Annotated in this window: 23 protein-coding genes; 7 read left to right on the forward strand and 16 right to left on the reverse strand. The window is 61.3% G+C overall.

Annotated features, from left to right (window positions below; genetic code table 11):
* Nucleotides 1-27: 27 nt before the first annotated feature.
* Nucleotides 28-1,620 carry an ABC-F family ATPase gene (locus WCA85_RS27330; RefSeq protein WP_424067991.1) on the reverse strand — a complete coding sequence of 531 codons (1,593 nt, stop codon included), beginning with the start codon at nt 1,618-1,620 and terminating at the stop codon, nt 28-30.
* 351 nt (nt 1,621-1,971) lie between these two features.
* On the opposite strand from WCA85_RS27330, the gene WCA85_RS27335 reads away from it, so the two are divergent.
* A complete protein-coding gene (locus tag WCA85_RS27335) occupies nt 1,972-2,178 on the forward strand; it encodes a dodecin (protein WP_424067992.1) in 207 nt (68 codons plus the stop codon).
* Between the two features lie 150 nt (nt 2,179-2,328).
* On the opposite strand, the gene WCA85_RS27340 is transcribed toward WCA85_RS27335, so the two are convergent.
* The 4 genes from WCA85_RS27340 to WCA85_RS27355 all read right to left on the reverse strand — a co-directional run bounded on the left by WCA85_RS27340 (nt 2,329) and on the right by WCA85_RS27355 (nt 7,252).
* On the reverse strand, nt 2,329-3,423 hold the full coding sequence (locus WCA85_RS27340; protein ID WP_424067993.1) for a BMP family ABC transporter substrate-binding protein: 1,095 nt from the start codon (nt 3,421-3,423) through the stop codon (nt 2,329-2,331).
* Between the two features lie 67 nt (nt 3,424-3,490).
* Complete coding sequence (locus WCA85_RS27345) at nt 3,491-4,420, reverse strand: ABC transporter permease (RefSeq protein ID WP_424067994.1); 930 nt, start codon at nt 4,418-4,420, stop codon at nt 3,491-3,493.
* Nucleotides 4,421-4,479: 59 nt separating this feature from the next.
* The gene (locus WCA85_RS27350; RefSeq protein WP_424067995.1) at nt 4,480-5,586 is read right to left on the reverse strand and encodes an ABC transporter permease; all 1,107 of its coding nucleotides are present in this window, start codon (nt 5,584-5,586) and stop codon (nt 4,480-4,482) included.
* Nucleotides 5,587-5,647: 61 nt separating this feature from the next.
* Nucleotides 5,648-7,252: an ABC transporter ATP-binding protein gene (locus WCA85_RS27355; protein ID WP_424067996.1), complete on the reverse strand. Its 1,605-nt coding sequence runs from the start codon at nt 7,250-7,252 to the stop codon at nt 5,648-5,650.
* Between the two features lie 254 nt (nt 7,253-7,506).
* On the opposite strand from WCA85_RS27355, the gene WCA85_RS27360 reads away from it, so the two are divergent.
* Nucleotides 7,507-8,439, forward strand: a complete 933-nt coding sequence (locus tag WCA85_RS27360) for a LysR substrate-binding domain-containing protein (protein ID WP_064269273.1) — start codon at nt 7,507-7,509, stop codon at nt 8,437-8,439.
* A 79-nt stretch (nt 8,440-8,518) separates the two neighbouring features.
* On the opposite strand, the gene WCA85_RS27365 is transcribed toward WCA85_RS27360, so the two are convergent.
* Nucleotides 8,519-9,865, reverse strand: coding sequence for an 8-oxoguanine deaminase (locus WCA85_RS27365; protein WP_424068011.1), 1,347 nt, complete (start codon nt 9,863-9,865; stop codon nt 8,519-8,521).
* Nucleotides 9,866-10,563: 698 nt separating this feature from the next.
* Between WCA85_RS27365 and uraH the strand changes: the two genes are divergently transcribed.
* The 4 genes from uraH (at nt 10,564) to WCA85_RS27385 (ending at nt 14,260) form a co-directional block, all read left to right on the forward strand.
* Complete coding sequence (gene uraH, locus WCA85_RS27370) at nt 10,564-10,917, forward strand: hydroxyisourate hydrolase (protein WP_424067997.1); 354 nt, start codon at nt 10,564-10,566, stop codon at nt 10,915-10,917.
* A 214-nt stretch (nt 10,918-11,131) separates the two neighbouring features.
* Nucleotides 11,132-12,325, forward strand: coding sequence for a urate hydroxylase PuuD (locus tag WCA85_RS27375; RefSeq protein WP_424067998.1), 1,194 nt, complete (start codon nt 11,132-11,134; stop codon nt 12,323-12,325).
* A 304-nt stretch (nt 12,326-12,629) separates the two neighbouring features.
* A complete protein-coding gene (locus tag WCA85_RS27380; RefSeq protein WP_424067999.1) occupies nt 12,630-12,899 on the forward strand; it encodes a helix-turn-helix transcriptional regulator in 270 nt (89 codons plus the stop codon).
* Entirely contained in the window at nt 12,896-14,260 is a 1,365-nt protein-coding gene (locus WCA85_RS27385; RefSeq protein ID WP_424068000.1) for a type II toxin-antitoxin system HipA family toxin, read from the forward strand. Before WCA85_RS27380 ends, WCA85_RS27385 begins: the two co-directional genes overlap by 4 nt.
* Nucleotides 14,261-14,383: 123 nt before the next feature.
* Here the strand turns inward: WCA85_RS27385 and WCA85_RS27390 are convergent, their stop codons facing one another.
* From WCA85_RS27390 to WCA85_RS27435, 10 genes are all read right to left on the reverse strand, one after another.
* On the reverse strand, nt 14,384-14,896 hold the full coding sequence (locus tag WCA85_RS27390; protein WP_424068001.1) for an ureidoglycolate lyase: 513 nt from the start codon (nt 14,894-14,896) through the stop codon (nt 14,384-14,386).
* The gene (gene alc, locus WCA85_RS27395; RefSeq protein ID WP_424068002.1) at nt 14,893-15,906 is read right to left on the reverse strand and encodes an allantoicase; all 1,014 of its coding nucleotides are present in this window, start codon (nt 15,904-15,906) and stop codon (nt 14,893-14,895) included. Before alc ends, WCA85_RS27390 begins: the two co-directional genes overlap by 4 nt.
* A 70-nt stretch (nt 15,907-15,976) precedes the next feature.
* Complete coding sequence (uraD, locus tag WCA85_RS27400) at nt 15,977-16,498, reverse strand: 2-oxo-4-hydroxy-4-carboxy-5-ureidoimidazoline decarboxylase (RefSeq protein ID WP_424068003.1); 522 nt, start codon at nt 16,496-16,498, stop codon at nt 15,977-15,979.
* On the reverse strand, nt 16,495-17,445 hold the full coding sequence (gene puuE, locus WCA85_RS27405) for an allantoinase PuuE (protein WP_424068004.1): 951 nt from the start codon (nt 17,443-17,445) through the stop codon (nt 16,495-16,497). The genes uraD and puuE overlap by 4 nt, the downstream gene beginning before the upstream one ends.
* A 328-nt stretch (nt 17,446-17,773) precedes the next feature.
* On the reverse strand, nt 17,774-18,508 hold the full coding sequence (locus WCA85_RS27410) for an aspartate/glutamate racemase family protein (RefSeq protein WP_424068005.1): 735 nt from the start codon (nt 18,506-18,508) through the stop codon (nt 17,774-17,776).
* A gap of 23 nt (nt 18,509-18,531) precedes the next feature.
* Complete coding sequence (locus tag WCA85_RS27415; RefSeq protein ID WP_424068006.1) at nt 18,532-20,016, reverse strand: NCS1 family nucleobase:cation symporter-1; 1,485 nt, start codon at nt 20,014-20,016, stop codon at nt 18,532-18,534.
* A 330-nt stretch (nt 20,017-20,346) separates the two neighbouring features.
* Nucleotides 20,347-21,063 carry a GntR family transcriptional regulator gene (locus WCA85_RS27420; protein WP_424068007.1) on the reverse strand — a complete coding sequence of 239 codons (717 nt, stop codon included), beginning with the start codon at nt 21,061-21,063 and terminating at the stop codon, nt 20,347-20,349.
* A gap of 323 nt (nt 21,064-21,386) precedes the next feature.
* Nucleotides 21,387-22,313 (reverse strand): muramoyltetrapeptide carboxypeptidase, encoded by a 927-nt coding sequence (gene ldcA / locus WCA85_RS27425; RefSeq protein WP_424068008.1) that lies wholly within the window; start codon nt 22,311-22,313, stop codon nt 21,387-21,389.
* A gap of 33 nt (nt 22,314-22,346) precedes the next feature.
* The gene (gene tadA / locus WCA85_RS27430; RefSeq protein ID WP_424068012.1) at nt 22,347-22,937 is read right to left on the reverse strand and encodes a tRNA adenosine(34) deaminase TadA; all 591 of its coding nucleotides are present in this window, start codon (nt 22,935-22,937) and stop codon (nt 22,347-22,349) included.
* 80 nt (nt 22,938-23,017) lie between these two features.
* A complete protein-coding gene (locus tag WCA85_RS27435; protein ID WP_424068009.1) occupies nt 23,018-23,479 on the reverse strand; it encodes a DnaJ family domain-containing protein in 462 nt (153 codons plus the stop codon).
* Nucleotides 23,480-24,087: 608 nt separating this feature from the next.
* Here WCA85_RS27435 and WCA85_RS27440 point away from each other — a divergent pair.
* Nucleotides 24,088-24,858 (forward strand): tetratricopeptide repeat protein (locus WCA85_RS27440; RefSeq protein ID WP_424068010.1); only part of this gene is annotated, 771 nt, incomplete at its 3' end.

A 24,858-nucleotide genomic window follows, 5' to 3' on the forward strand; every position in this document is an offset into this window, starting at 1 on the left:
GTCACATAAATGGGCGCGGTGGGACAGTTACTGCACGCCCTGGCTGGCGAGGAAGTCCTCGTAGTTACCACCGAAGTCATTGAGCGTGCCATCCGTACGCACTTCAATGATCCGGTTCGCCAGACCGCTCACGAACTCACGGTCATGTGACACGAAAATCAGCGTGCCTTCATACTTGTCGAGCGCGATCTGCAGCGACTCGATCGATTCCATGTCCATGTGGTTGGTCGGCTCGTCCATCAGCAGGACGTTATGGCGGCCCAGCATCAGCTTGCCCCAGATCATGCGGCCTTTCTCACCACCCGAGAGCACCTTGACCGACTTGCGGATGTCGTCGGCATTGAACAGCAGGCGCCCCAGCGTGCCGCGCACCATCTGCTCGTCGTCACCTTCCTGGCGGTAGCCGTCAATCCAGTCCATCAGCGTGGTGTCGTCCGGGAATTCTTCGTACGTGTCCTGCGGCATGTAGCCGACGTTGGCGTTCTCCGCCCACTTCACCGTGCCGTGATCGGTCTTCACGCCGCCTTGCAGCGAACGCAGCAGCGTGGTCTTGCCCGCGCCGTTCTGGCCGATGATCGCAATGCGCTCGCCCGGCTGCACGCTAATGCTGAAGTTCTGAAAAATCGTCCGCTCGTACTTCTTCGTGATGGTGTCCGCCACCACCGCGATGTTGTGCAGCTTTTTCTCGTACTCGAAGCGGATAAACGGGTTCTGGCGCGACGACGGCTTGAATTCCTCGATCTTGATCTTGTCGATCATCTTCAGACGGCTGGTGGCCTGACGTGCTTTCGACTTGTTCGCCGAGAAGCGGCGCACGAAGTCCTGGAGGTCGGCAACGCGTTCCTTCGCCTTGGCGTTGGCATTCTGCTGACGCTCACGGGCCTGGGTGCTGGCCAGCATGTAGTCGTCGTAGTTGCCCGGATAGACCTTCAGCGTGCCGTAATCCATGTCTGCCATGTGCGTGCAGACCTGGTTCAGGAAGTGTCGATCGTGCGAGATGATGATCATCGTCGAGTTGTACTGGTTGAGCATGTCTTCCAGCCAACGGATCGAGTTGATATCCAGGTTGTTGGTCGGTTCGTCCAGCAGCAGCACGTCCGGCTTCGAGAACAGCGCCTGCGCGAGCAGCACGCGCAGCTTCCAGCCCGGCGCCACGTTGCTCATCGGGCCGTTGTGGTCTTCGATGGCGATGCCGATACCGAGCAGCAGTTCGCCCGCACGCGCTTCAGCCGTATAACCGTCGTACTCGGCGAACTTCGCTTCGAGTTCGGCGGCGTGCATGTAGTCGTCGTCGGTGGCGTCCGGGTTCGCGTAGATCGCGTCGCGCTCGGTCATGGCGGCCCACATTTCCGAGTGGCCCATCATCACCACGTCGAGTACGCGCACGTCTTCGTACGCGAATTGGTCCTGACGCAGCTTGCCCAGGCGCACGTTCGGTTCGAGCATCACATTGCCTGAACTCGGTTCCAGATCGCTGCCCAGAATCTTCATGAAGGTGGACTTGCCGCAGCCGTTCGCACCAATCAGGCCATACCGGTTCCCTCCCCCGAATTTGACCGAGATGTTCTCGAACAGGGGCTTGGGCCCGAATTGCATGGTGATATTTGCGGTAGACAGCACGGCGCGTCCTTTGAATGGTGTTTGCAGCGAACAACCCAATATTTTAGCAGGTTATCAAGATGTTAGCCCCCGCGCGCGCCATTTTTGCGCCCTGTTGCCGACCCATTAGCGCTCTTCCCCGCTCATGGGTGGCCCATGGGTGGCTCGTTCGCCGCTCAATCCACGCTAATTTGACGAGTATCAGCGCCCCGTACGCCCCCACCCCGCGCAGCAAGTGCCAAATCATCGGCGCGCCCATCAGACCCAGGCTGCACGAACCAATTCCACTCTCGACGGCTCGCGACAAGGCAGTCCGCACCCGGGCACGATTGCCTATACTTTTTCCACCAACCCGAGAAGAAGGAGGAGATGATGAAAGACCATGTATACAAGCAGATCGAACTGACCGGCTCGTCGGAGAAGTCGAGTGACGATGCGGTCCGCACTGCGATTGAAAGGGCGTCGAAAACCCTGCGCAATCTGCACTGGTTCGAAATCACCGAAACGCGGGGCCAAATCGAGGACGCCAAGGTTGTGCACTGGCAGGTGACGATCAAGGTGGGGTTGCGAATCGAGTAGCGCACCCCGCGTAGGCGCAAAAAAAAGCTGCGTCCACGTGGATGCAGCTTTTGAAAGCAGCGGTTGCTAAACCGCCGCCTGGTCGACTGTTGGCGCCCCGTTGAGGTTTCAACCGCAGCGGCACAGGGCGCCGCTTGGGCGCTGTCAGCATTACTTCGGCAGCGAGCCGTCAACTCCCTCCACGTACCAGTTCAGGCGCTGCAAGTCCGCGTCACCCAGCGTCTTGCCTGCAGGCACCTTCACGTCACCGGCCTGATCCTTGATCGGGCCCGTGAAAACGTCCCACTTGCCGCTTGCCAGCTGATCGCGCTTGGCCCCGACGTCCTTCTGAGCGGCGGCCGGAATCGCCGACGTGTTCAGGTCGTCAAGATCAACGGCTTTCTGCGGGATGCCCCACCACACCGGGTCATTCTTCCACTTGCCGTCCAGCACTTGCTGGATCACCGCGCTGTAGTACACGCCCCAGTTTCCAACCACGGAGCCCAGGTGCGCATCCGGGCCAAATTTTTTCATGTCCGAATCCCACCCAAACGCATGGACATGCTTCTCCGACGCAGTAGCGAGCGTCGCGCTCGAATCCGTGTTCTGCAACAGCACGTCCGCGCCCTGGCCGATCAGCGTTTCAGCCGCCTGCTTTTCCTTGCCCGGATCGAACCAGCTATTGATCCAGATGACCTTGGTGTGAATCTTCGGATTCACCGACCGCGCGCCCAGCGTATAGGCGTTGATATTGCGCACCACTTCGGGAATCGGTACCGAAGCGACGAAGCCGAGCGTGTTGGTCTTCGTCACGTAGCCTGCCACCACGCCGGCCAGGTACGCGCCCTGATACATCCGCACGTCATAGGTACCGAAGTTCGGCGCTTTCTTGTAGCCGGTTGCGTGCAGGAACACCGTATCCGGAAAGTCCTTGGCAACCTTCAGTTCGAAATCCTGATAGCCGAAGCTCGTGCCGATGATGATCTTGTTGCCCTTGTTGGCGAGATCGCGGAACACGCGTTCCGAGTCGGCGGATTCCGGCACGTTTTCCACGCGGGTAATCTTGATCTTGCTGCCGTATTTGGCTTCGGCTTCCTTCGAGCCCGCATCGTGCGCGAAGGTCCAGCCCGCGTCACCCGGGTTGCCAAGGTAGACGAATGCAACACCCGGTGCATCCGCGGCCTGCGCGCCTTGCGACAGCGTCACACCAAGACTGAGCGAAACGGCACTCAGCGCCGCAGCGGTCAGCAGGTTTCTTCTTTTCATGTTCTCTCCGGTCGTTTGATGGGTTGCTTCAATTCGTTGTTTCGATTTCTGTGTTTCCCGGGGGGCACTAACCCGCTGCAAAGAAAGGCCTACCAAGCGAAGCCGGCGCATTCAGTCGGATCGTGTTCGGATTGCGCGAGATCAGCACCAGCACCACGATCGTCGCCACATACGGCAGCATCGCGAGGAACTGCGTGGGCACCGGCACGCCGATCGCCTGAGCGTAGAACTGCAGCCCGGTCACTGCGCCGAACAGCAGCGCGCCGATCAACAGACGCCCTGGCCGCCACGTCGAAAACACCACCAGCGCCAACGCGATCCAGCCGCGTCCCGACGTCAGTTGTTCCTGCCAGAGATGCAGGTTGACGATTGAGTAATAGCCGCCTGCCAGACCCGCCATGCCGCCACCGAAGGCCACCGCGCCATAGCGCACGCCAATCACCGGGAAGCCCACCGAATGCGCCACCTGCGGCGACTCGCCGACCGAGCGCAACACCAGACCCGCGCGGGTGCGATACAGAAACCAGCCGACCACTGCGAACATGAGGAACGCGAGGTAATCGAGCGGCGTGAGGCTGAAGAATGCCGGCCCAAGCACGGGAATCTTCGAGAGCAGCGGAATCGTCCACACGTCGATCGTCGCGCGCACGGCAGCCGACGTATAGGGCTTGCCGACATACGCCGACAGACCAATGCCGAAGATCGTCAGCGACAGACCCGTGGCCACCTGGTTAGCCAGCATGGTCAGCGTGAGAAAGCCGAACAGCAGCGACATGGCGAGGCCCGCGCCAATCGATGCGAGCACGCCAAGCCACGGATCGCCGGTCACCGCAGTGACCGCGTAACCGCTCACGGCGCCCATCAGCATCATGCCTTCCACGCCGAGATTGAGGACCCCCGATTTTTCGGTGACGAGTTCGCCGACGCCCGCAAACATCAGCGGGATCGCGGCGGTGACGGCGCTCGAAGTCAGCGCGCTAGCTTGTTGAATATCCATATGATCGGGTCGGGGTAAATCAGTGAGCGTGGGTGGGCGTTAGTGCATTTGAACGCACATTAATGGGCCTGCACGGCCACGGTACGGCGGCGCACGCGGTAATTCACAAACAGGTCAGCACCCAGCAGGCAGAACAGCAGCAAGCCCTGAAACACGCCGGAGAGGGCCTGAGGCAACTGCATCGACGTCTGCACGGCTTCACCGCCCAGATACAACAGCGCCATCAACAGACTCGCCAGCACGATACCCACCGGATGCAAACGCCCCACGAACACCACGATGATCGCCGTGAAGCCGTAACCCGGCGACCACGTCGCCTGCAACTGACCAATCGGGCCAGCGATCTCCCCCATGCCGGCCAGTCCCGCCAGACCGCCGCTGATGAGCAGCGAGGTCCAGATGGTTTTCTTGTCCGAGAAGCCCGCATAGCGCGCGGCGAGCGGTGCCAGTCCGCCCACGTTCATGCGGAAGCCCGCAAAGCTCTTGCGCATGAAAACCCACACCAGAGGGATCGCAATGATCGTGACGAAGATCGATGCATTGAGCCGCGTGCCGTGCAGGAATTTCCAGTGCCAGTCGCCTGAGAAAGTCGGGTACAACGCGTCGCCACTGAACATTTCGGAGAGCGGAAAATTCATGCCCTGCGGATCGCGCCACGGGCCGCTCACCAGATAGATCAGCAACTGCGTCGCCACGTAGGTGAGCATCAGGCTCGTGAGGATCTCGTTGGTGTTGTAGCGGCTCTTCAGAAACGCAGGAATTGCTGCCCACACCATGCCGCCGACAATCCCGGCGAGCATCATGGTGGCCAGAATCCACCAGCCGCTCGCCTGATCGAAATAGATCGCCACACCGCTCGCGGCGATGCCTCCGAGCACCATCTGCCCTTCCGCGCCAATGTTCCAGACGTTCGCCCGATAGCCAACTGCAAGGCCCAGTCCAATCAGGCACAACGGCGAGGCCTTGAGCAGCAGTTCCGACCAGCCGTTGGCATCGGAGAGCGGTTCGATAAAGAACGCATGCATCGCCTCCAGCGGATCGCGGCCAACGAGACTGAAAATCAGGAAGCCGATCACGAGCGTGAGCAGCGCGGCGATCAATGGCACGGCGATCCGCATCGTGCGCGATGGCGCGGTACGGGCTTCGAGTCGATACGGAAAGATCATGAGTCAGCGTGGGAGCGTGAGGTTGTGCGTGAGTGTCGAGTGAAGAGTCGCAAGGTGTCGGTCAGGCATGCGCTGGCAATTCCGCAGACGGCGCGGCGCCCTCTTCGCGATTGCCGAACAGGCCTGCCATCCAGCGGCCAATCTCCTCCGCGTTGGTGTCACCGGTGACGCGCACCGGCGAGAGCCGGCCGCGCGCCAGCACCGCGATGCGATCGCAGATGTCGAACAGTTCTTCGAGTTCCTCGGAGATCACCAGAATGGCGACGCCACGCGCCGACAGGTCGAGCAACTGCTGACGAATGAAGGCAGCGGCGCCGACGTCCACGCCCCAGGTGGGCTGCGCGACGACCAGCACCTTGGGCGCCTGCAGAATCTCGCGTCCCACGATGTACTTCTGCAGATTGCCACCCGAGAGGCTTTGCGCGAGCGCTTCGGTGCCGCCGCAGCGCACGTCGAAGGCTTCGATGCATTTCTTCGCGAAGGCGCGCATTGCGCCGGCCTTGATCCAGCCGGAGTGCACCATCTTTTGACGGTACCCGGTCAGCAAGGCGTTTTCTGCAAGCGACATGGCCGGCACGGCGCCGCGACCAAGGCGCTCCTCCGGCACGAAGCCAAAGCCGAGCGAGCGCCGCCCGCCTGCCCCGAGCTTGCCTGCGGGCTTGCCGCAGATAGTAATGGCATCGGCGAGCGCGCCGCGCTGCTCGCCCGAGAGCGCCGACAGCAACTCAGCCTGGCCGTTGCCCGACACACCGGCAATACCGAAGATCTCACCGGCGTGCACGCTGAACGAGACGTCCTTAAGCGAAGTGCCGAACGGATCATCACTCGCAGCCGAAAGTTGCTTCACATCGAGCAGCACGTCGCCCGGCGTATGCGTGCGGCGAGTGTAGTCGGGCAGCGAGTGACCCACCATCAGTTGCGCCAGCGACGTATGTGTCTCTTCGCGCGGCTTCACGTGACCTGTCACGCGGCCACCGCGCAGCACCGTAGCCGTGTCGCACAGTTCCTGGATTTCGTCGAGCTTGTGGCTGATATAGAGAATGCTGCAGCCCTCGGCCGCAAGCCGACGCAGCGTTTCGAACAGCTTTCGGACCGCTTGCGGAGTGAGCACCGAAGTCGGCTCATCCATGATCAAAAGACGCGGGTTCTGCAGCAGACAGCGCACGATCTCGACGCGCTGACGTTCGCCCACGGTCAGGCTGTGCACATGGCGCTGCGGATCGATGTCGAGGCCGTAGTCGGCGGACACCTCGCGAATGCGTTTGGACAGGGTTTTCAGATCGAAGGGTTCATCGAGCGCAAGAGCGATGTTCTCGCCCACCGTCAGCGTCTCGAACAGCGAGAAATGCTGGAACACCATGCCGATGCCAAGCTTGCGCGCAGCCGCCGGACTCGCGATCTCGACCGTTTGCCCTTCCCAGCGAATCTCACCGGCGTCGGGACGCACCGCGCCATAGATGATCTTCATCAGCGTGCTCTTGCCCGCACCGTTTTCGCCGAGCACGGCGTGAATCTCGCCGGGGGCGACGATGAGCGTCACGTCGTCGTTGGCCCGCACGGCCGGATATTGCTTGCTGATGCCCGCCAGCACGAGGCGCGGCACGACGGCCGGCCCACCCGCGGGATGAGCGGCGGCGTCGCCGTTATAAGAAGAAGAGTCGCCCATGTGATTTCGTAATACACCAATGACTGCAATTTGCGACGAGACGGCGCGCCCCGGACGTTTGCGCCGTTTCACGACCCTAGCTCAATGACAATACCTAATTCGACCCTGTCAGTCGAGCCGCCAAAATTCCCCGCAAACCCAAGCCACACCGCGCTGTGCGGGTATCCCACTCTTGACGCATCTTTGTGTTCATATTAAAAGTCATATACCCCTAGGTCCACTCGATCAGCCAGAACATATATATCGGAGAAGTCATGAGCCAGCAACGCGAGGCGATCGACACATACTTATTGCGCGTCTTGCACACCCTTTTGATGGAGCGCAGCGTGACGCGCGCGGCCGTCAAACTCAATCAGTCGCAACCTGCGATCAGCGCGGCGCTGCGCCGTCTGCGCGACATCACCGGCGACCCGCTGCTGGTGCGCGGCAAATCCGGCATGGTGCCGACCGAATACGGCCTGCGTCTGCTCGAACCGGTGCAGAACGCGCTGCGCGAGATCGAGCGCATCAAGTTCCAGCAGCACAACTTCGACCCGGCGACTTCGATCCGCTGCTACCGGATCGGCTGTCCGGACTATCTGAACGTGTTGTTCGTGCCGACGGTCGTGGAACGGTTTCGTCAGGCCGCGCCCAATGCAACGCTTGAATTTCATTCGCTCGGCCCGGCGTTCGACTATGAACTCGCGCTGGAGGACGGCAAGCTCGACACCGTGGTCGGCAACTGGCCGGAACCGCCTGAGCAGTTGCACCTGTCGAACCTGTTCGTCGACCAGATCGTCTGCCTGATGAGCAACACGCATCCGTTCGCCAAGCGCGGCGGGTTGACGCTTGACCAGTATCTGAATGCGCCTCATCTTGCGCCGACTCCTTATTCGGTTGGCCAACGCGGCGCGATCGACGTGCACCTCGCGCGCGAGCGCCTCAAGCGTCATGTGGTCGTCACTCTGCCGTACTTCAATCTCGCGCCGTATGTGCTGATCAAGTCCGATCTGATCTTCACGACGACGCGCCTGTTTGCCGATTACTACGCCAAATTCCTGCCGTTGACCGTGGTGCCCGCGCCGCTGGATTTCCCGCCGATGCAGTACTACCAGTTGTGGCATGAACGCGTTCACTACTCCGACGAAGTGCGGTGGTTAAGGAGCCTGGTCGCCGAAGCGACCAAGACCCTCATCGACAAGCCCTAAGGCTGGCGGTCCCGCGGTGCAGGCCACGCGCGGGACTCCTGTTGGTGATTCCACGCGACATACCCGCGTTACATACCCGTCACGCAGCCTCGTACAGCGCCTTCGCCAACCGGTTGTGCTGTTCGATCACCGGACCGAGTTCCACCGTGGCTAACTGCCCATCCTTCACCACCACCTTGCCGCCGATCACGCTATACGACACCTGTGACGGCGCGCAGAACACTAGTGCCGCCACCGGATCGTGCAACGCGCCAGCAAACAACGGCTGACGCAGGTCAAACGACACGAAATCCGCCGCCATACCCGGTGCGAGCGCACCGATATCGTCGCGATTGAGCACCTTGGCGCCTCCCAGCGTCGCAATCTCGAGCGCTTCGCGCGCCGTCATCGCATCCGGACCGAAGCCGACCCGCTGCAGCAGTAGCGCCTGGCGAACTTCCGCGACCATTTGCGCACCGTCGTTCGACGCCGAACCGTCCACGCCTAATCCCACCGGCACACCAGCAAGACGCATGCGCCTGATCGGCGCGATACCGGAAGCGAGCCGCATGTTCGAACACGGACAGTGCGCCACGCCCGTCCCCGTGCGGGCGAACAGTTCGATACCCGCGTCGTCGAGTTGCACGCAGTGGGCGTGCCACACATCGTGACCAACCCAGCCCAGATCCTCCGCATATTCCGCCGGCGTCATGCCGAATTTCTCGCGGCTATACGCGATGTCATTCACGTTCTCGGCCAGATGCGTGTGCAGCGACACGCCGTATTGCCGCGCCAGCACGGCTGATTCGCGCATCAGATCGCGGCTCACCGAGAAAGGCGAACACGGCGCCACCACCACACGCAACATCGCGTAGCGCCCCTCGTCGTGATAAGTCTCAATCAGGCGCTGTGTATCTTTCAGAATGTCCGGCTCGCGCTCAACCACCGAGTCAGGCGGTAGGCCGCCGTCCTTCTGCCCCACGCTCATGCTGCCGCGGCTCGCATGAAAGCGCATGCCGATCCGGCGCGCCGCCGCAATGCTGTCATCGAGCCGGCTACCGTTCGGGTAGATGTACAAGTGATCGCTTGAGGTCGTGCAACCGGACAACAGCAACTCGGCCATTGCCGTGAGCGTCGACACCTCGATCATTTCCGGCGTGAGATTCGCCCACACCTTGTAAAGACTCGTCAGCCAGCCGAACAACTCCGCATCCTGCGCGGCGGGAATTGCCCGCGTCAGGCTTTGATACATGTGGTGATGCGTATTGATCAGACCCGGTATCACCAGATGACCGCGCATATCCAGCACTTCGTCAGCCGTCGCGGGCAGTTCCGCCGTCGGGCCGACCGCAACGATCCGGTTGTCTTCGATAAACAGGCCACCGTCGCGCAGTTCGCGCCGGGCGCCATCCATCGTGACCAGCATGTCCGCGTGCTTGACCAGCATCGTTTTGCCGCGTGTTCCTGCGTTCCTGAGTGCGCTTGTGTCCGCGCTTGTGCGTTCGCTTCTGCCTTCGTTCGTGCCAGCCTGCTGCTTCATCGTCATTCGCTTCTCCACTTTGTTGCTGCCGTTACCGCACGCCGTAAGTGGCGGTAACGACGGGGCCGAACCGGCCGCGCCGTCACGGCGCGTCATACCGGCAGTCAGCAAAGTCGTTCGAACGCGATGGGGCGGCCACGCTAGCCGTGCCGCCGCGTCCATTCGAACGCCATTGGCCCGGTTACCCAGCGTGCTACGCCGTCTTCGGGGTGCGCGGCATCGCTGCTGCGCACAGACGTAACCTTCGACGGACAAAATAACGCTGACAACTCGCGCCAGTGCGATACCCAAGTTCAGGCAGCCGATATAGTGGGCATTTTTGGCACCGGTAGGATCGAGACGCCTGCTCAACCTGTGACGAGGCCAACGCGACAAGGGTTTCCCCGCGATGGCCGCGCACCTTTCAGCGAGCTGTCATGCGCCAGGTATTATCTTTCCTATCGCTCGCGCGCGGACGGGAACATCCTTTTTACAATGGCTGCCACGGCGCTCGCTTCAATTCGCCGACGGGTATGTAGCCACTGACGTGGAGCCTCGATCCGCCGCAACGTAACTCTGGATCGGGCCGCCGCCGAACCCCCGCATTCACATAAGGAAAATTGCGAATGGGAAAGCTCACTACCCATGTGCTCGACACCGCGAACGGTCGTCCCGGCGCGGGCATCAAGGTCGAACTCTTCGCGCTCTCCGGCGACACGCGCCGTGCGCTGAAAACCACCCTCACCAACGACGACGGACGCTGCGACCAGCCGCTGCTCGAAGGCGACGCACTTGTCACCGGCGAATACGAACTCGTGTTCGGCGCGGGCGACTACTTTGCTTCGATCGGCACGAAGGTGCCGGAGCCGCGCTTTGTCGACCGCGTCGTGTTGCGCTTTGGCGTGGCCGATGCCGGCGCTCATTATCACGTGCCGCTACTGGTGTCGCCGTGGTCGTACAGTACCTATCGAGGCAGCTAAATAGGCAACTAAGCAGGCTACCAGGCCGCATCGAATAAAACTGGATGGAGACCGGGTTGGGACCGCCGTTGACGCCGGACGAACTGAGCGTACAGCGCCCCTGATCCGCAGTCAGCGCGAGCGGCGCACCGCATGCCTCACACGACGGGTGTCGTGTCCCCAAGGGCAGCCACTTACCGCCGCGCGCACAACGAATCAGAAGTGGAGGAGTTTCATGGAAGGCTTTATCACTGACTGGCTGAACCTGGCATTGCGCTGGTTTCACGTCATCGCCGCCATTGCATGGATCGGCGAATCGTTTTATTTCGTCGCGCTCGACAACAGCCTGAAACCGCCGACGGACCCGAACCAGCGCCGCCGCGGCGTGTTCGGCGAACTGTGGCACGTGCACGGCGGCGGCTTCTACAACATGCAGAAGTACACCGTTGCGCCGCCCGAAATGCCGGACGATCTGCACTGGTCCAAGTGGCCGTCGTACACCACGTGGCTCTCTGGAGCGAGCCTCTTCACGGTGCTGTATCTGTTCTCGCCGAGCACGTATCTGATCGACAAGAGCGTGCTGGACATGGGTCCGGTGGTGGCAGTAGCGTCCGCGCTTGGTTTCCTCGCCGCCGGCTGGATCGTCTACGATTCGCTGTGCCGCCTGCTGGGCAGCAAGGACAAAGTACTCGGCATCTGCGTCGGCATTTACGTGCTGATCGCCGCGTGGCTTGCCTGTCACATCTTCGCGGGCCGCGCCGCGTATCTGATCGTGGGCGCGATGCTGGCGACGATCATGTCGGCCAACGTGTTCTTCGTGATCATTCCGGGCCAGCGCAAGATGGTCGCTGCGATGTTGAAGGGCGACACGCCGAACCCGATCTACGGCAAGCGTGGCAAGCAGCGCTCCGTGCACAACACGTATTTCACGCTGCCCGTAGTGTTCGCGATGCTGTCGAACCACTACGCAATGACCTACACGAACCAGTACAACTGGCTCGTGCTGACGATGATCATGCTGGCAGGCGCATTGATTCGCCAGTTCTTCGTGATGCGTCACCGTGGCCAGGTGCTTTGGTATCTGCCGCTGGTCGGCATCGTGCTGATGTTTGGCGCCCTCTTCTGGACCATGCCGAAGCCGGTGGTGCCGCAGGCCGAAGCCGCCAATGCACCGACACTGAAGGTGGCGGACATTGCACCGATCCTGCAACAACGTTGCGCTGCATGTCACTCGGCGCATCCGACCTTGATGGGTAGCGCCCCGGCTGGCGTGATGTTCGATACGCCCGACGAGATCTCGCAGAACGCGCAGCGTCTGTATCAACAGGCTGTGACGTTGAAGGCCATGCCGCTGGGTAACGTCACGCACATGACGGACGACGAACGGCAGAAGATCGCCGCCTGGTTCCAGGGCGGTGCCGTCAAGTGATTGACTGAAGCTGGACGCCGCGGCGTCCGGTGTGTGAATGAAGTCAAAGCGGGCTTTTCGCGTGAGCGGAAAGCCCGCTTTTTTTGGCGTGGCGTGTTCAGTGGACCAGCAGGCGCTGGTTGCAAGTACGTTCCCGGGATTTGTGGTTTAGCCTTGAGAGTGGTGTTTTGTACCTCACAGGCTACAAAATTGATCGATGAGCTCGAATTCGTAGCCCTTGGGACACAAATGATGCGTGATGTTTTGTGCCTTTTGGGCTACAATATACGATGAATTCTGGAAAATGGATGCCCCAAGGCTACAAATGACTACCCTCGCCGACGTTTCGGACATGCTCAAACAAGTGCGCCGTGAAGCCAGCCTGTCGCAGGACGAACTGGCGCGGCGCGCAGGGGTGGCGCGCACCACGGTCGCGCGCATGGAAACGCTCGCTAAAAACGATATGAGCGTATCGGTGCTCGTGCGTCTGCTCGAAGCCGCCGGCTATGACCTTAAGCTGGTCGCCCATGGTCACGGCCGAACGCTCGAGGACATCCTTGCCGAACAACGAGCATCGTCGGGCTCCAACTCATGAAGCTCGACGTTCAGGTTCAGGCTAAAAAAGTCGCGAGTCTCTTCCGTGATCGCGATGACTATGTACTCCTATACGACCGCGACGCAAAGCCAGGTGACTTCGTCAGCCTGACAATGCCCGTGCGGGAAGAGCCGTGGCGCTGGCCACGCGATCTGCATCCCTTCTTTCGCCAGAACCTGCCCGAAGGCTATCTGCTCAACCTCATCCGGGAACAGTTCGGTCCCCTGCTGGACGGCACGGACCTCTCGCTACTCGCGGTGGTCGGCGCAATGGGGATCGGGCGCGTCACCGTGACCCCCGAAGGTGTTGCACCAGGTAGCGAGTTGCAGCCGCTGGACGTCAAAGACATCCTCCATGGGGACAACACGGCGGATCATTTTGCCAGGCTGGTTCGCGACTACGCACGCGCCGCCATCTCCGGTGCCGTTCCCAAATTCATTGCCCCGGAGAAAGACACCGCCGAGGGCGTACAACGCCTCGCTGCCGTACCACTCGGTAAGCCGACCATCAAAACAAGCCGCTATATCGTCAAAGGATCCGACGAAAGCACGCCGTTCCTCGGTTTTAACGAGTTCTACTCGATGCGCGTGCTCGAGCGGCTCGGTGTCGTGCCCGTTGCGCCCACACAAATGTCGGACGACGGCCGGGCCCTCGTAGTCGAGCGTTTCGACGTGAACGCAGAAGGTTTCCCCGTCTATGGGGTCGAGGATATGTGCGGACTACTAGGTTTACCGCCGCATGAAAAATACAACTCGACGACCGAGAAAATGCTGAATGCGGCGAAGGCCTATCTGCTGAACCGGGACAGCATGCGTCAACAACTGCAACATTTGGGCTGGCATCTGCTAACGAACTACGTCGTGCGCAACGCGGATTGCCACACGAAAAACATCGCCCTGTTCTACACGTCCGTTGACGATGTAGCGTTCACACCCGTCTACGACATTGTCACCACCCAGGCTTATCCACGTTTCGCCGCCAATCCGCCCGGCCTTCCCATTGACGGTCGAAAAACGTGGGCCGCTGGCAAGACACTCGAGCGCTTCTTCAACACGCGTGTCGGGATTGCGCCACGCCAATATGCGCAAATGGTCGAGGCTCTGTGCGACTCGGCCGTCGCGGTAGGTCATGAGCTGATCGAAGCGGCGAAGAACGAACCGCAGTGGCGCGGCGTCGCGAAACAGATGCTGCACGCGTGGAACGACGGCATGGAATCGTTGCGCTCGCCGAAAAAGAGCGTGCCATTCAAGGGCCTCACGACCGCTATCGAAGCCGCAGGTTTCTCCGCCGCCGAACCGCCTGAGCGGCCACGCGAAGTCATCGGCCACTCGCCTTTGCTCGGCAAGCGCGGCCGCAAATAGGCTTGCAGTTATCTCCAGCGTGGCCACTGCGCACTGCAGCGTCTCCACATGCGACAACGCCCACGGCAAATGCCGTGGGCGTTCTTGTTCAGATGGGTCAAACGATAAGCTACAACCCAAGAATCAAACCGTCACCGTATTCAACGCGTCTTCGGTCAACCAGAGCGACTCAACGAGATCCTGTTCATTCAGATTGAGCCCATCACCGCCGCGATCCACGACGATAAAATCGCTCACCTCACCGAGCGCGATCAGCGGATGGTGCCACACGCCTTTCGCGTAGTTCACCCCCTGCCAGCCACTTGTCACGAACGCCCGAATCCGCGTCGCGTCCAGTTCCCCAGCAGGCGCAACCACGATGAGATACGGCTTGTCGTTCACCGGCACGAACGCCTGACTGCCGAGCGGATGCCGCTCCAGCATCTTCACCTCGAATGGCAGCGTGCGCGGCTGCCCGCGAAACAGGTTCACGAGCGTGCGACCGCCCTCGTCGGTCACGTCCACTTTCGCGAGATCGTGATAGCGGATGGTCGTGCCGAGGTTGATCGGAATCTGCTTCGCGCCTTCGAGTTCGATCACGTCGCCGAATGCGGCGAACGCTTCCTTCGTCAACGGTTCGATGGCCAGCGTTTTCATGATGCGAGCGTACCCCACAGACGCAGACGGGAAACACCGCCGTCCGGAATGATGTTAAAGCGCACGTGCGTGACCGGACCAAGCGCGGCGACTTCGCTTTCAAAGTAATGCTGCTTGTCCATCTGCAGTTTCTGTTCACCCAGCAGAACCGGCCAGAACATCGCCTGCGTGATGAGCGAGCTATCCGTGCCGCCCGTGACGTACGCGGCCTGGATCGAGCAGCGATCCGGGAAATTACCCTTGAAGTGCGCGGTGTCCACTTCGATCTTCTTGATCACGCCTGGCTGTGCCAGCGCGACGATGGCCCAGTCGTTGCCCGGCTCGCGACGACGGCGCGTTTCCCAGCCGTCGCCCATGTTCACGCCACGACCCGGCATCAGGATCGTCGACGCCGCGCCGAAGTGCTGGTTATTCGCCGCCACCAGATAGGCGCCGTTTTCCATCGAAGCCAGATCAAACTGCTCAGTACGGCTCGCGCCCGCCCAATCCACTTGCGGCTGACCGTAGACGCGCAAACGCGCAATCCCGCCATCCGGATAGATGTTGACGCGAAGGTGGGTGTAGGCGTTGGTGTCGCTGACTTCGTGATAGTGGTGGCTATTGCCTTGCAGCGTGGTCGAAGGAACGATTTCGGTCCACTGGGTGGACTGGTTCGGCTGGCCTTCCACGACGCGCGCCGCTTCCACGGACGCAGCCGGCGGGAAGTTACCCGTGAAGTGGCTCGTATCGAGATCGAGCCCTTTGATCACGCCCGGACGTGCAAGCTTGACGACGCACCAGTCGTAACCCGTGGTGCGCTTGCGGCGGGTTTCCCAGCCGTCCATCCACTTGCCATGCTCGTCGTACTTGCCCGGAATAAAGACGGCGGGTTCCGGATTCAGCATCCGTTCCTTCGGCGCGAAGAAATCGTCGCTAGCCTCGAGCGCCTGCGCGCCGAGACGCGGGTCCGCCAGGTTCACATAGCGGCGGGTGAAGTCCGGTGCGTTGGGGTCGAGAATCGGGAGTGCCATCTTGTCGTCCTTCCTGTCTGTTAGAGCAAGTCGTGCTAGAAAACGCTACGTTTCGGAGATTGCGACGCGCTTAAGCGTCGATCAGATCGTCGAGTCTGAAGCGTGCGATACGGTAGATCATGTCGAGGCTCGCACGCAGTTCGTCAGCGCGGCTGTTGTTCACGCGCGCTTCGAAGTTGGCGATGATGCCGTGCCGGTCATAACCGCGCACCGCGAGAATGAACGGGAAGCCGAACTTCTCGCGATACGCCGCGTTCAGCGCGACCAGCTTGTCGAATTCCGCTTGCGTACATTGAGCCAACCCGGCACCGCTTTGCTCGCGAGTGGACTCCGCAGTCAGTTCGCCGCGTACAGCAGCTTTGCCGGCAAGCTCCGGGTGGGCGTTGATCAGCGCGAGCTGCTTTGCTTCGCCAGCGGTTTCGACGGCGTTCGACATCGTCTGATGCAACGCATCGATGCTCGCATACGGTCGCTGGTTCGCCGCAATTTCCGCGACCCACGGCGAGTGCTCAAAAATGCCCGACAGCGCTGCGACGAATGCGTCGGTCGAGATGCGGTTAAGTTGGTCCAGAGTGTATTGCATCGCCTTCATGCCGCAGCCCCGCGGTGGTTTTGTTGGTAAGGATGGTATTCGCGCCAGTGCCGCGCGATATCGACGCGCCGTGTCACCCAGACGCGATCGTGCTGTTCGATGTGGTCAAGAAAACGCTGCAGCGCGCGGAAGCGACCGGGACGGCCGAGCAACCGGCAGTGCATGCCGATCGACAGCATCTTCGGTGCTTCGTCGCCCTCTTCGTAGAGCACGTCGAACGCATCGCGCAGGTAGGTGAAAAAGTGATCCGCCGTATTGAAGCCTTGCGGGCTGGCGAAGCGCATGTCGTTGGTGTCGAGCGTGTACGGCACGATCAGCTGCGGCGTCTTCGCGCCGCCGGTGACCTCGACGTCCATCCAGAACGGCAGATCATCGCCGTAGTAGTCCGAGTCGTACAGGAAGCCACCGTGTTCGGCGACGAGGCGATGCGTATTGGGACTATCGCGCCCCGTGTACCACCCCAGCGGACGCTCGCCTGTAATGCGTTCGATCGCTTCCATGCCAAGGCGCATATGTTCCGCCTCTTTCTCCGGCGACACATCCTGGTAGTGAATCCAGCGATACCCGTGGCACGCGATCTCATGCCCCAGTTCCACGAAGGCACGGCCAAGATCAGGATGCCGTTCGATCGCCATGCCGACACCAAACACCGTCAGCGGCAACCCGCGTTTTTCGAATTCGCGCAAAATCCGCCAGACGCCCGCACGCGAGCCGTATTCGTAAATGGACTCCATGCTCATGTGGCGCGCCGGATAAGACGCCGCCCCAACAATTTCCGACAAAAACTGCTCTGAGCCCGGATCACCGTGCAAAACGCAGTTTTCGCCGCCCTCTTCGTAATTGAGTACGAATTGCACCGCGACGCGTGCCCGTCCGGGCCAGTTTGCCTGCACCGGGTGGCGGCCGTAGCCGATCAGATCGCGGGGATAGTTCGAGTCGAGTGGCATGGTTTGACGAATACGTGGTGACAAAACGAAGTGACGAAACGCGAAATTCGCAGAAGACGCGCGCCGGCACGGGCACAAGCCGCAATGAAATGCCGGTTGAGTCTCTCAGCGCCTGGTGGGACCAGTTTAGCGAAAACCCCCGGGTGCGCCCATACACCCGGGCAGATAGTGCGTGTCAGAAGGAATGTATGTGCAAGGCCGGCCCGCCGGCGATTTAGGACCCCGGCACGCTAGCGTTTACCCGCGTCCGGGGCGCATTGATGGCATGGTCCGTTCTTGCCGGCGTATCCACTATCGCCGCCGGCACCGCGTTCGCCAGAGACAGCACCTATTCCGGACTGAATCGGGCCAACTCACCGTCGTACTGCTTGGCAAGCGGCCGCGCGTAATCGCCACGCTTGGCCGTGCCAAGCCGCAGCGAAACGAGCGCCTCCACCCATTTCACCGCCGCAGTCACGCCTTCGACAACCGGTGCGCCTAGCGCGTCTTCAATCTCCCTGCACAGTTCGGCCATGCCCGCACAACCCAGCACGATGGCGTCCGAACCATCCTCTTCGAGAGCCCGGCGGCACTCGTCGAGAATGATGCGGCGCGCTTCCGAACCCGGCTGATCGAGCTCGAGCACAGCGACGTCGGTGGCCCGCACGTTACGGCAAAAACGCGTCATGCCGTAGCGCTCCGCCAGATGCCAGGCCATGCCGCAAGTGCGCGAGAGCGTCGTCACGACCGAGAAGGCCGGGGCGAGCACGCTTGCCGCGTGCATCGCCGCCTCAGCAATGCCGATCACCGGTCCGCGCGCGAGTTCACGCGCGGCATATAGACCGGGGTCGCCGAAGCAGGCGATTACGTAGCCGTCGACGCCCTCGCGCTCGCCCGCCGCCACCTCGGCGAGCAGACCCGGCATGGCGAGCGCTTCGTCGTAATAGCCTTCGATGGACGGCGGTCCCATCGTCGGACTCACCGCGATCACTTCGGTGCCGGGTGCCACGACCTCCCGCGCGCAACGCCCCATAGCGTCGGTCATGCGCTGGGTCGTGTTCGGGTTGATCAGTTTGATGCGCATATTGAACTCCTGTTGCAACGTGCTTACTTGAGCGTCAGCACACGGTAGAACACCGCACCGAGGGCCGCGCCGATGAACCATGAAAAATTCGCCATGCCGTCAAGCGAGGGCACCATCACGCAGACCACCGCGATCACCGCAGCCGGCAGCAAAGCTGCTACAGCCTTGTAGTTCACCCCGTTGCGATACCAGTACGAACCAGTTTCGGATACGCTGTAAAGATCGTCCAGTACAATTTTCTGGCGTTTCACCAGATAGAAATCGACGATCAGGACACCATACAAAGGACCAATGAAGCTGCCGAGTACGTCAAGCGTGTAGTGAATCACAGCCGGGTTGTTGAACAGGTTCCACGGCGTGATAAAAATCGACGCCACGGCCGCGAGCATCCCGCCCATGCGCCAGCTAATGAGGCGCGGTGCGACGTTGGAGAAATCGAACGCCGGCGAGACGAAGTTCGCTACGATATTGATACCGATTGTGGCAATCGTAAAGGTCAGCGCGCCGAGAATCACTGCCGTCGGATAATCGATCCGTCCCACTGTCTCCACCGGGTCCGTAATCAGTTGTCCGAACACCGGCAGCGTGGCCGCCGTGGTCACCACCGTGACGAGCGAGAACGCCAGGAAGTTGATCGGCAAACCCCAGAAATTGCCCCGCTTCACACTGCGAAAGCTCTTGCCGTAGCGAGAAAAGTCGCCGAAATTCAGCATCGGCCCGGAGAAATACGACACGACAAGCGAGATCGCCGTGATCATCACCGGCACCACTTCAAGCCCGTGATACTTCACACCGCCCAGGTTAATGCCGATGTTCTGCCAGCCGGCGCGCCACACCATATAGCCGGCCAGAATGAACATCACGACATACACGGCGGGACCGGCGAAATCGATGAACTTCTTGATCGTCTCCATGCCGTGCCAGAACACGAATGCCTGCAATACCCAGAGCAGCATGAAGCCGGCCCAACCAATCGTCGACAGACCAAACAGCCCATGATGATGGACGTCCGCGTAAGGCAACAATTGGGGGAAGAATTTCAGCAACACGATCACCAGCGCGCTAGATGCCAGGTAGGTCTGAATACCGTACCACGCGACCGCGATCAGGCCTCGAATCACCGCAGGGATATTCGCGCCGAGCACACCGAAAGTGGCGCGGCATGCAACCGGATACGGCACGCCGTTCTGCTGGCTCGGCTTGGCGATCATGTTGCACAACAGATTGACGATCGTGATGCCCACCAGCAGCGCAATCAGCACCTGCCAACTGGTGAGACCGAGTGCAAAGAGACTGCCGGCGAATACGTAACCGCCCACGCTGTGCACATCCGACATCCAGAACGCAAAGATGTTGTAGGCACTCCAGTTTTGATCACGCAGCGGGGCGAGGTCCTCGTTATAGAGCCGTTCGCTGTAGCCAGCGGGCATGGATGAATCGCCGCCGGTAGCGTCGCTCTCGAAACTGGGAATGGCGGGATTATGCGGTGCTGCACTGAACTGAGCCATAGCTCCTCCTGGATTTTGGGGGACCGTCGATTACGCCTCGACGGGCATTGCATCCGGCATGTCGAACGTCCTTTCCCGCTAGGGGTTAGCACACCCGCATGGCGGCACCGCGGTAATTGCCGTACTTACGCACTTGTTGTCATCGCCCCGCCATCCGCCGCGGATTGGTGGCGAAGCGTTTCTGCGAATGCGCGACGCCGTGTGGGCGAACGCGCGCCAGCCGTGGGCGAGTTGCGCCGCACCGCCATGTCGCGATGATTCGTCGTTTCAAGTTCGTTGCAGCGCACACCCTTCAGAGACAGTCACGGGTGCGCGTCGAGGCGGGACGCCTCAGGGTGACGCGGATTTCCCCGGCCGGGCGCCGAACACTTCGTGCAGATCTGCTGCACCGCCTGCGGGCCGGTCGAGCATCTTCAGTTCGACGCTTTGCAAGTGGCGCGACATCAGGGCCGCTGCCTCCTTGGCATTGCCGGCGTCGAGTGCGGCAAGAATGGCTTCATGATCTTCGAATGAACACGGACTGCGGCCGAGCGATTCGTACAAGGCCGAAATCAGTGTTGAGCGCGCAACCAGTCCGTTCAGGCAATCGCACAACACCGTATTGCCGGTGAGCGACGCAAGCTCGGTATGAAATTCGCCTGACAGCCGGATCCACGCGGAAAAGTCACGCGTCTCGAACGCTTTGCGCTCCCGCCCGATCATGCTGCCGATCGCCTTCAGACGCCGCGGACCGTGTCCCGCGCAGATCCGTTCGACTACCGCCAGTTCGATGATGCGACGCATCTCGAACACTTCATGCACCTCTTGCAGCGACGGACTGGCGACAAACGCGCCGCGATTCGGCTCGAGATCGACGAGCCGGTCTGTCGCCAGTTGCGCCAGCGCTTGCCGGATAGGCCCGCGCTTGACACTAAATACTTCGCATAACTGCGCTTCGGTTAACTTGGCACCTGGGGCCAGACGATGTTCGAGAATCGCTGCGCGAATGCGCTCGGCGATCGCTTCGGGTTTCGAACTATTCGAGTTGACTGAGGGTGGCATCGACATGATGTGCGTTCCGGTATGTTGGCCATCATAGGATGGACATAATTATTGTCAACAATTTTTCGAGTGGATTTTCGACAATCCTGAAGTGACATTTATGTGGGGTATTCAAGGCATCCGCTCAGAATGCTTGTGGGTAAGGCAGAGAACGCGATCGCCCCATGAACTGGCACCGTTTTGGTGGCGAATATTGTCAACAAAACCGACGCGCCACACTGAACCCCTGTGCCCGTGCACGCTTAAATACATAGGCTGTTAGTTGCGTTTGTGGGCAAAAATAAAGCGGGCATTGCCCGCTCGCGCCCTCCCCGCTTTGTTCCCGAAACTCAGGCGAGGTACGGGTATCCCGACACAGTCAGCTTGAAGCCGTGGGAGTCGGCGACCAGATGCGCATCCGCGCCGACGGGCAGTGTCACCAGGTTCGGGATATGTCCGAACTGCAGTCCGGTGATCACCGGTATGCCAATCACCGAGCGCACGTGCTCGATCATTGCGTTCAGATCGTAGCCGTTGTCGTATTCAAACGGCTTGCCGCCCGAGAAATCGCCCAATACGAGCGCCTGCTGCCGCTCAAGAATCCCCGCCAGGTGCAGTTGATACAACGAACGTTCGAGCCGGAACGGCTGTTCGTTGACGTCCTCCACGAACAGGATGCCGCCTTCCACCGGCGGCAAATACGGCGTTCCGACAAGCGATGCCAGCACCGCCAGATTGCCGCCCCACAGCGTGCCGCTGACGTCCACCGGTCGCGGCTGCGGCACGGTTCCCGTCAGCGTCAGACTCGGCTTGGTGAGCGCCTGCCAGAAGTGCTGTTGCATGGCTTCGTTCAGATCCTCCGCGCCGAAATCGCCCATCAGCATCGGGCCGCTGAAGGTCTTCAATCCGGCACGGGCCAGGAGAGCCAGTTGGATCGCAGTGAAGTCGCTGTGACCGACAAAAGCAACAGGCTGGTCGGTCAAACGCCGCTGCAGGCCTTCGTAGTCGAGACCGTGCAGGATCCGCACGGCACCATAGCCGCCGCGCACCGCGAGCACGATGTCCGGCAGCTTTCGAGACGGATCAGCGAGACGGTTCAACTCGGCGGCGCGCTCGCCGTCGGTGCCGGCAAAACGTTGATAGCGACGCTCGGTGGCACTCACGCCTTCGACGCGATGGCCTTGCGCATGCAGGCGATGCAACGCGCGGTGAATCGCCTCCGGATCATGCGGATAGCCCGATGGCGCGATCAGTTCGAAAGTTCGATGGGCGGTCATGATCGGCAGTCGGCAGTAAGATGAGAAGTTGTTTTAGTGTGGCTCGGTTGGCCCGGCTTCGAGTCCGGTCTCGTCATTCGTGGTGCGCGCAGCGCGTCCCTCACGCAAGGCGCGTCGCCGCTGCGCGAAAAACGACTTGAGCGCCGCGCCGCACTCGTTTTCAAGCGCGCCGCCGAGCACAGTTGTGTGATGGTTGAGCTGCGGATTCGCAAACGCATTGACGACACTCCCGCATGCGCCCGTCTTCGGATCACGGGCGCCGAACACTACGCGAGCAATCCGCGCATGCATGATCGCACCGGCACACATCAGACACGGTTCAAGCGTCACATACAGCTCGCATCCCGGCAAGCGGTAATTTTCGAGTGTGTGTGCGGCAGCGCGCAGGGCGACCATTTCAGCGTGGGCGGACGGGTCGTGTGCGCCGATCGGATGATTGAAGCCCTTGGCGATGACTTCGTCGCCGCGCACCAGCACCGCGCCGACCGGCACTTCACCCACGGCGCGTGCTTCCTCGGCAGCGGCTTGCGCCAGCTTCATGAAGTGCAGATCGCGTTCGGAGAAGGAAACTGGGGAAGATTCTTCGGTAGATAACGCTGCAACCGGATCAGGTTGAGCGGCCAGCGGCTGAAGCGCTGGCGCAGCAGGATCAGGAACGTCGGCTGGATCGACTGAACCGGCCGAGGTTGCAGGTAGCGGCTCGCTCACTGCGGCCTCAGATCATCGGCGGAACCCGAGATTGAACCCGCGGCCAAACCGTTGATGGAACCGCCGTCTGAACCCGCAGCTTCGTTGCCCGCGGCGCGCTCGCACAGCCGCTCGGCGATGCGGCGGCAGTATTCGTGCGGCAACACCAAGGGGCCGCCTCGAAGCGATTCGAGCGCCATGTCGAGGGCCAGCATCCGCGCCTGCAGTTGACAACAAATTGACGGGTCGCTGACCGCGTTCAGTTCGTTCTGCAAATCGCGCAACGCCCGCAGTTGCTCCACCGCAGGCGGCACGAAACCCGCATTCTTCAGAATCCGGTTGGCGACGCGCACTTCCGGCGGAACCAGGGAATCGTCGTCCAGGGCAAGCGGTGCGCCCGCGCCCGGCAAAACGTCGAACTCACCACGCGCCGCCGCGGCGGCTATTCGCTGTTCAACTAACGCATCAAGCAATCTCATCTGCAGTCCACTACGTTGCGGCCAACGCATTCTATCAGGGAGCCACACGTAAATTTCAACGCCTCAACTGACGACCTCCTCTGATTTTCGGATTCAGCGTATTTGAGGGACGCATACCATCCGCCAGGATGCGAAGTGGCGGGCCGCTTCATGATGGCAAACTTTACACATTGCCTACAAAATGACCAGACGGTCCTCGCCCTGCCCCGTTCCAGACTAACGAGAGTTCAGATTCCCTATGTTTCCCAAGATGCGAAGCCGTTCCAACTTATTCCTTTGCGCTGCGTCGCCCGCCTCAAGCGCCCAATGCGCTGCACAGTCACGCGCAGTACGCAATGATCTCCGAGCCGGCCGTCATGTGTCCGTTGCGCGTGCCGTCCTGATCGGTGCCGTTACGGCCCTCGCCCTCTCAGGCTGCGGCGTGTTCTGCGGCGCCGGGGGCGGCAGCGGCGGCGCCTTCGCAGGCGGCTGCGCAACCGGCATGCGTTTCTGATCTCGTGTCGCAAATTCCCGCAACGCTCACGCAAAGCCTGTAATCTGGATGCCGCGCGCCAGGCCTCCTTCGGGCGCGCGACTACGCATCGCTACGACGTACATCCCGTAGGACTATGACTCGAGATCTCAATCGCCTCCAAACCGGCACGGCTACGCACGCAACCGAACACCCGGACAGCCATGAACCCGCGCTTTCACCCCAACTGGACGAGCCGGTCACCGATACCGAACCGCTCGACCCTGCGCGACATCGCGCGTTAGCCGATGCCAGCCGCGCCGCTGGCGATGAACTTGGCGCAATCGCCCACCTGATCGCCGCACACACGCTGGACGCCTACGCCAGCCACGCGTCTGACGTCAGCGCCGCCAACCTGTGCGACGTCGCGACCGGCTATTTCATGAAAGGCGATCACGAGGCCGCGGCCCGCTGGTATCGGCTCGTCCTCGCGCTGAACCCGCAGAGCGCGATCGCCTGCCAGAACCTTGCGGCCATTCGTGCCAGCGCGGGGCGCAGCGCCGAAGCGGATGCCTACCGGCAGCGTGCCTATCAGATCCAGCGCGTCTTCATCGAGCAGGCACCAGGCCAGACGCGCCGCGTATTAGTGCTGTGCGCCGCGCGGACCTCCGGCAACGTGCCGTTCGAGGCGCTGCTGCCAGGCGCAGTCAATTGCCGGATCAAATATGCGATCGACTACGCCGCGCCCGAGGAGGACGCGCAGTTGCCGCCCTTCGATCTCGTGTTCAACGCAATCGGCGAACCGGACGTGGCCGTTCCGCTCGCCGAGCGGCTCGCGCGGTTCGTGAGTACGTGCGAGCGCCCGCTGATCAATCCGCCCGCCGCGATCGGGCGTACCTCGCGCGACCGGATGCCCACTCTCCTTGGC

The organism is Paraburkholderia sp. (genome assembly GCF_049581445.1).
Classification (GTDB): domain Bacteria; phylum Pseudomonadota; class Gammaproteobacteria; order Burkholderiales; family Burkholderiaceae; genus Paraburkholderia.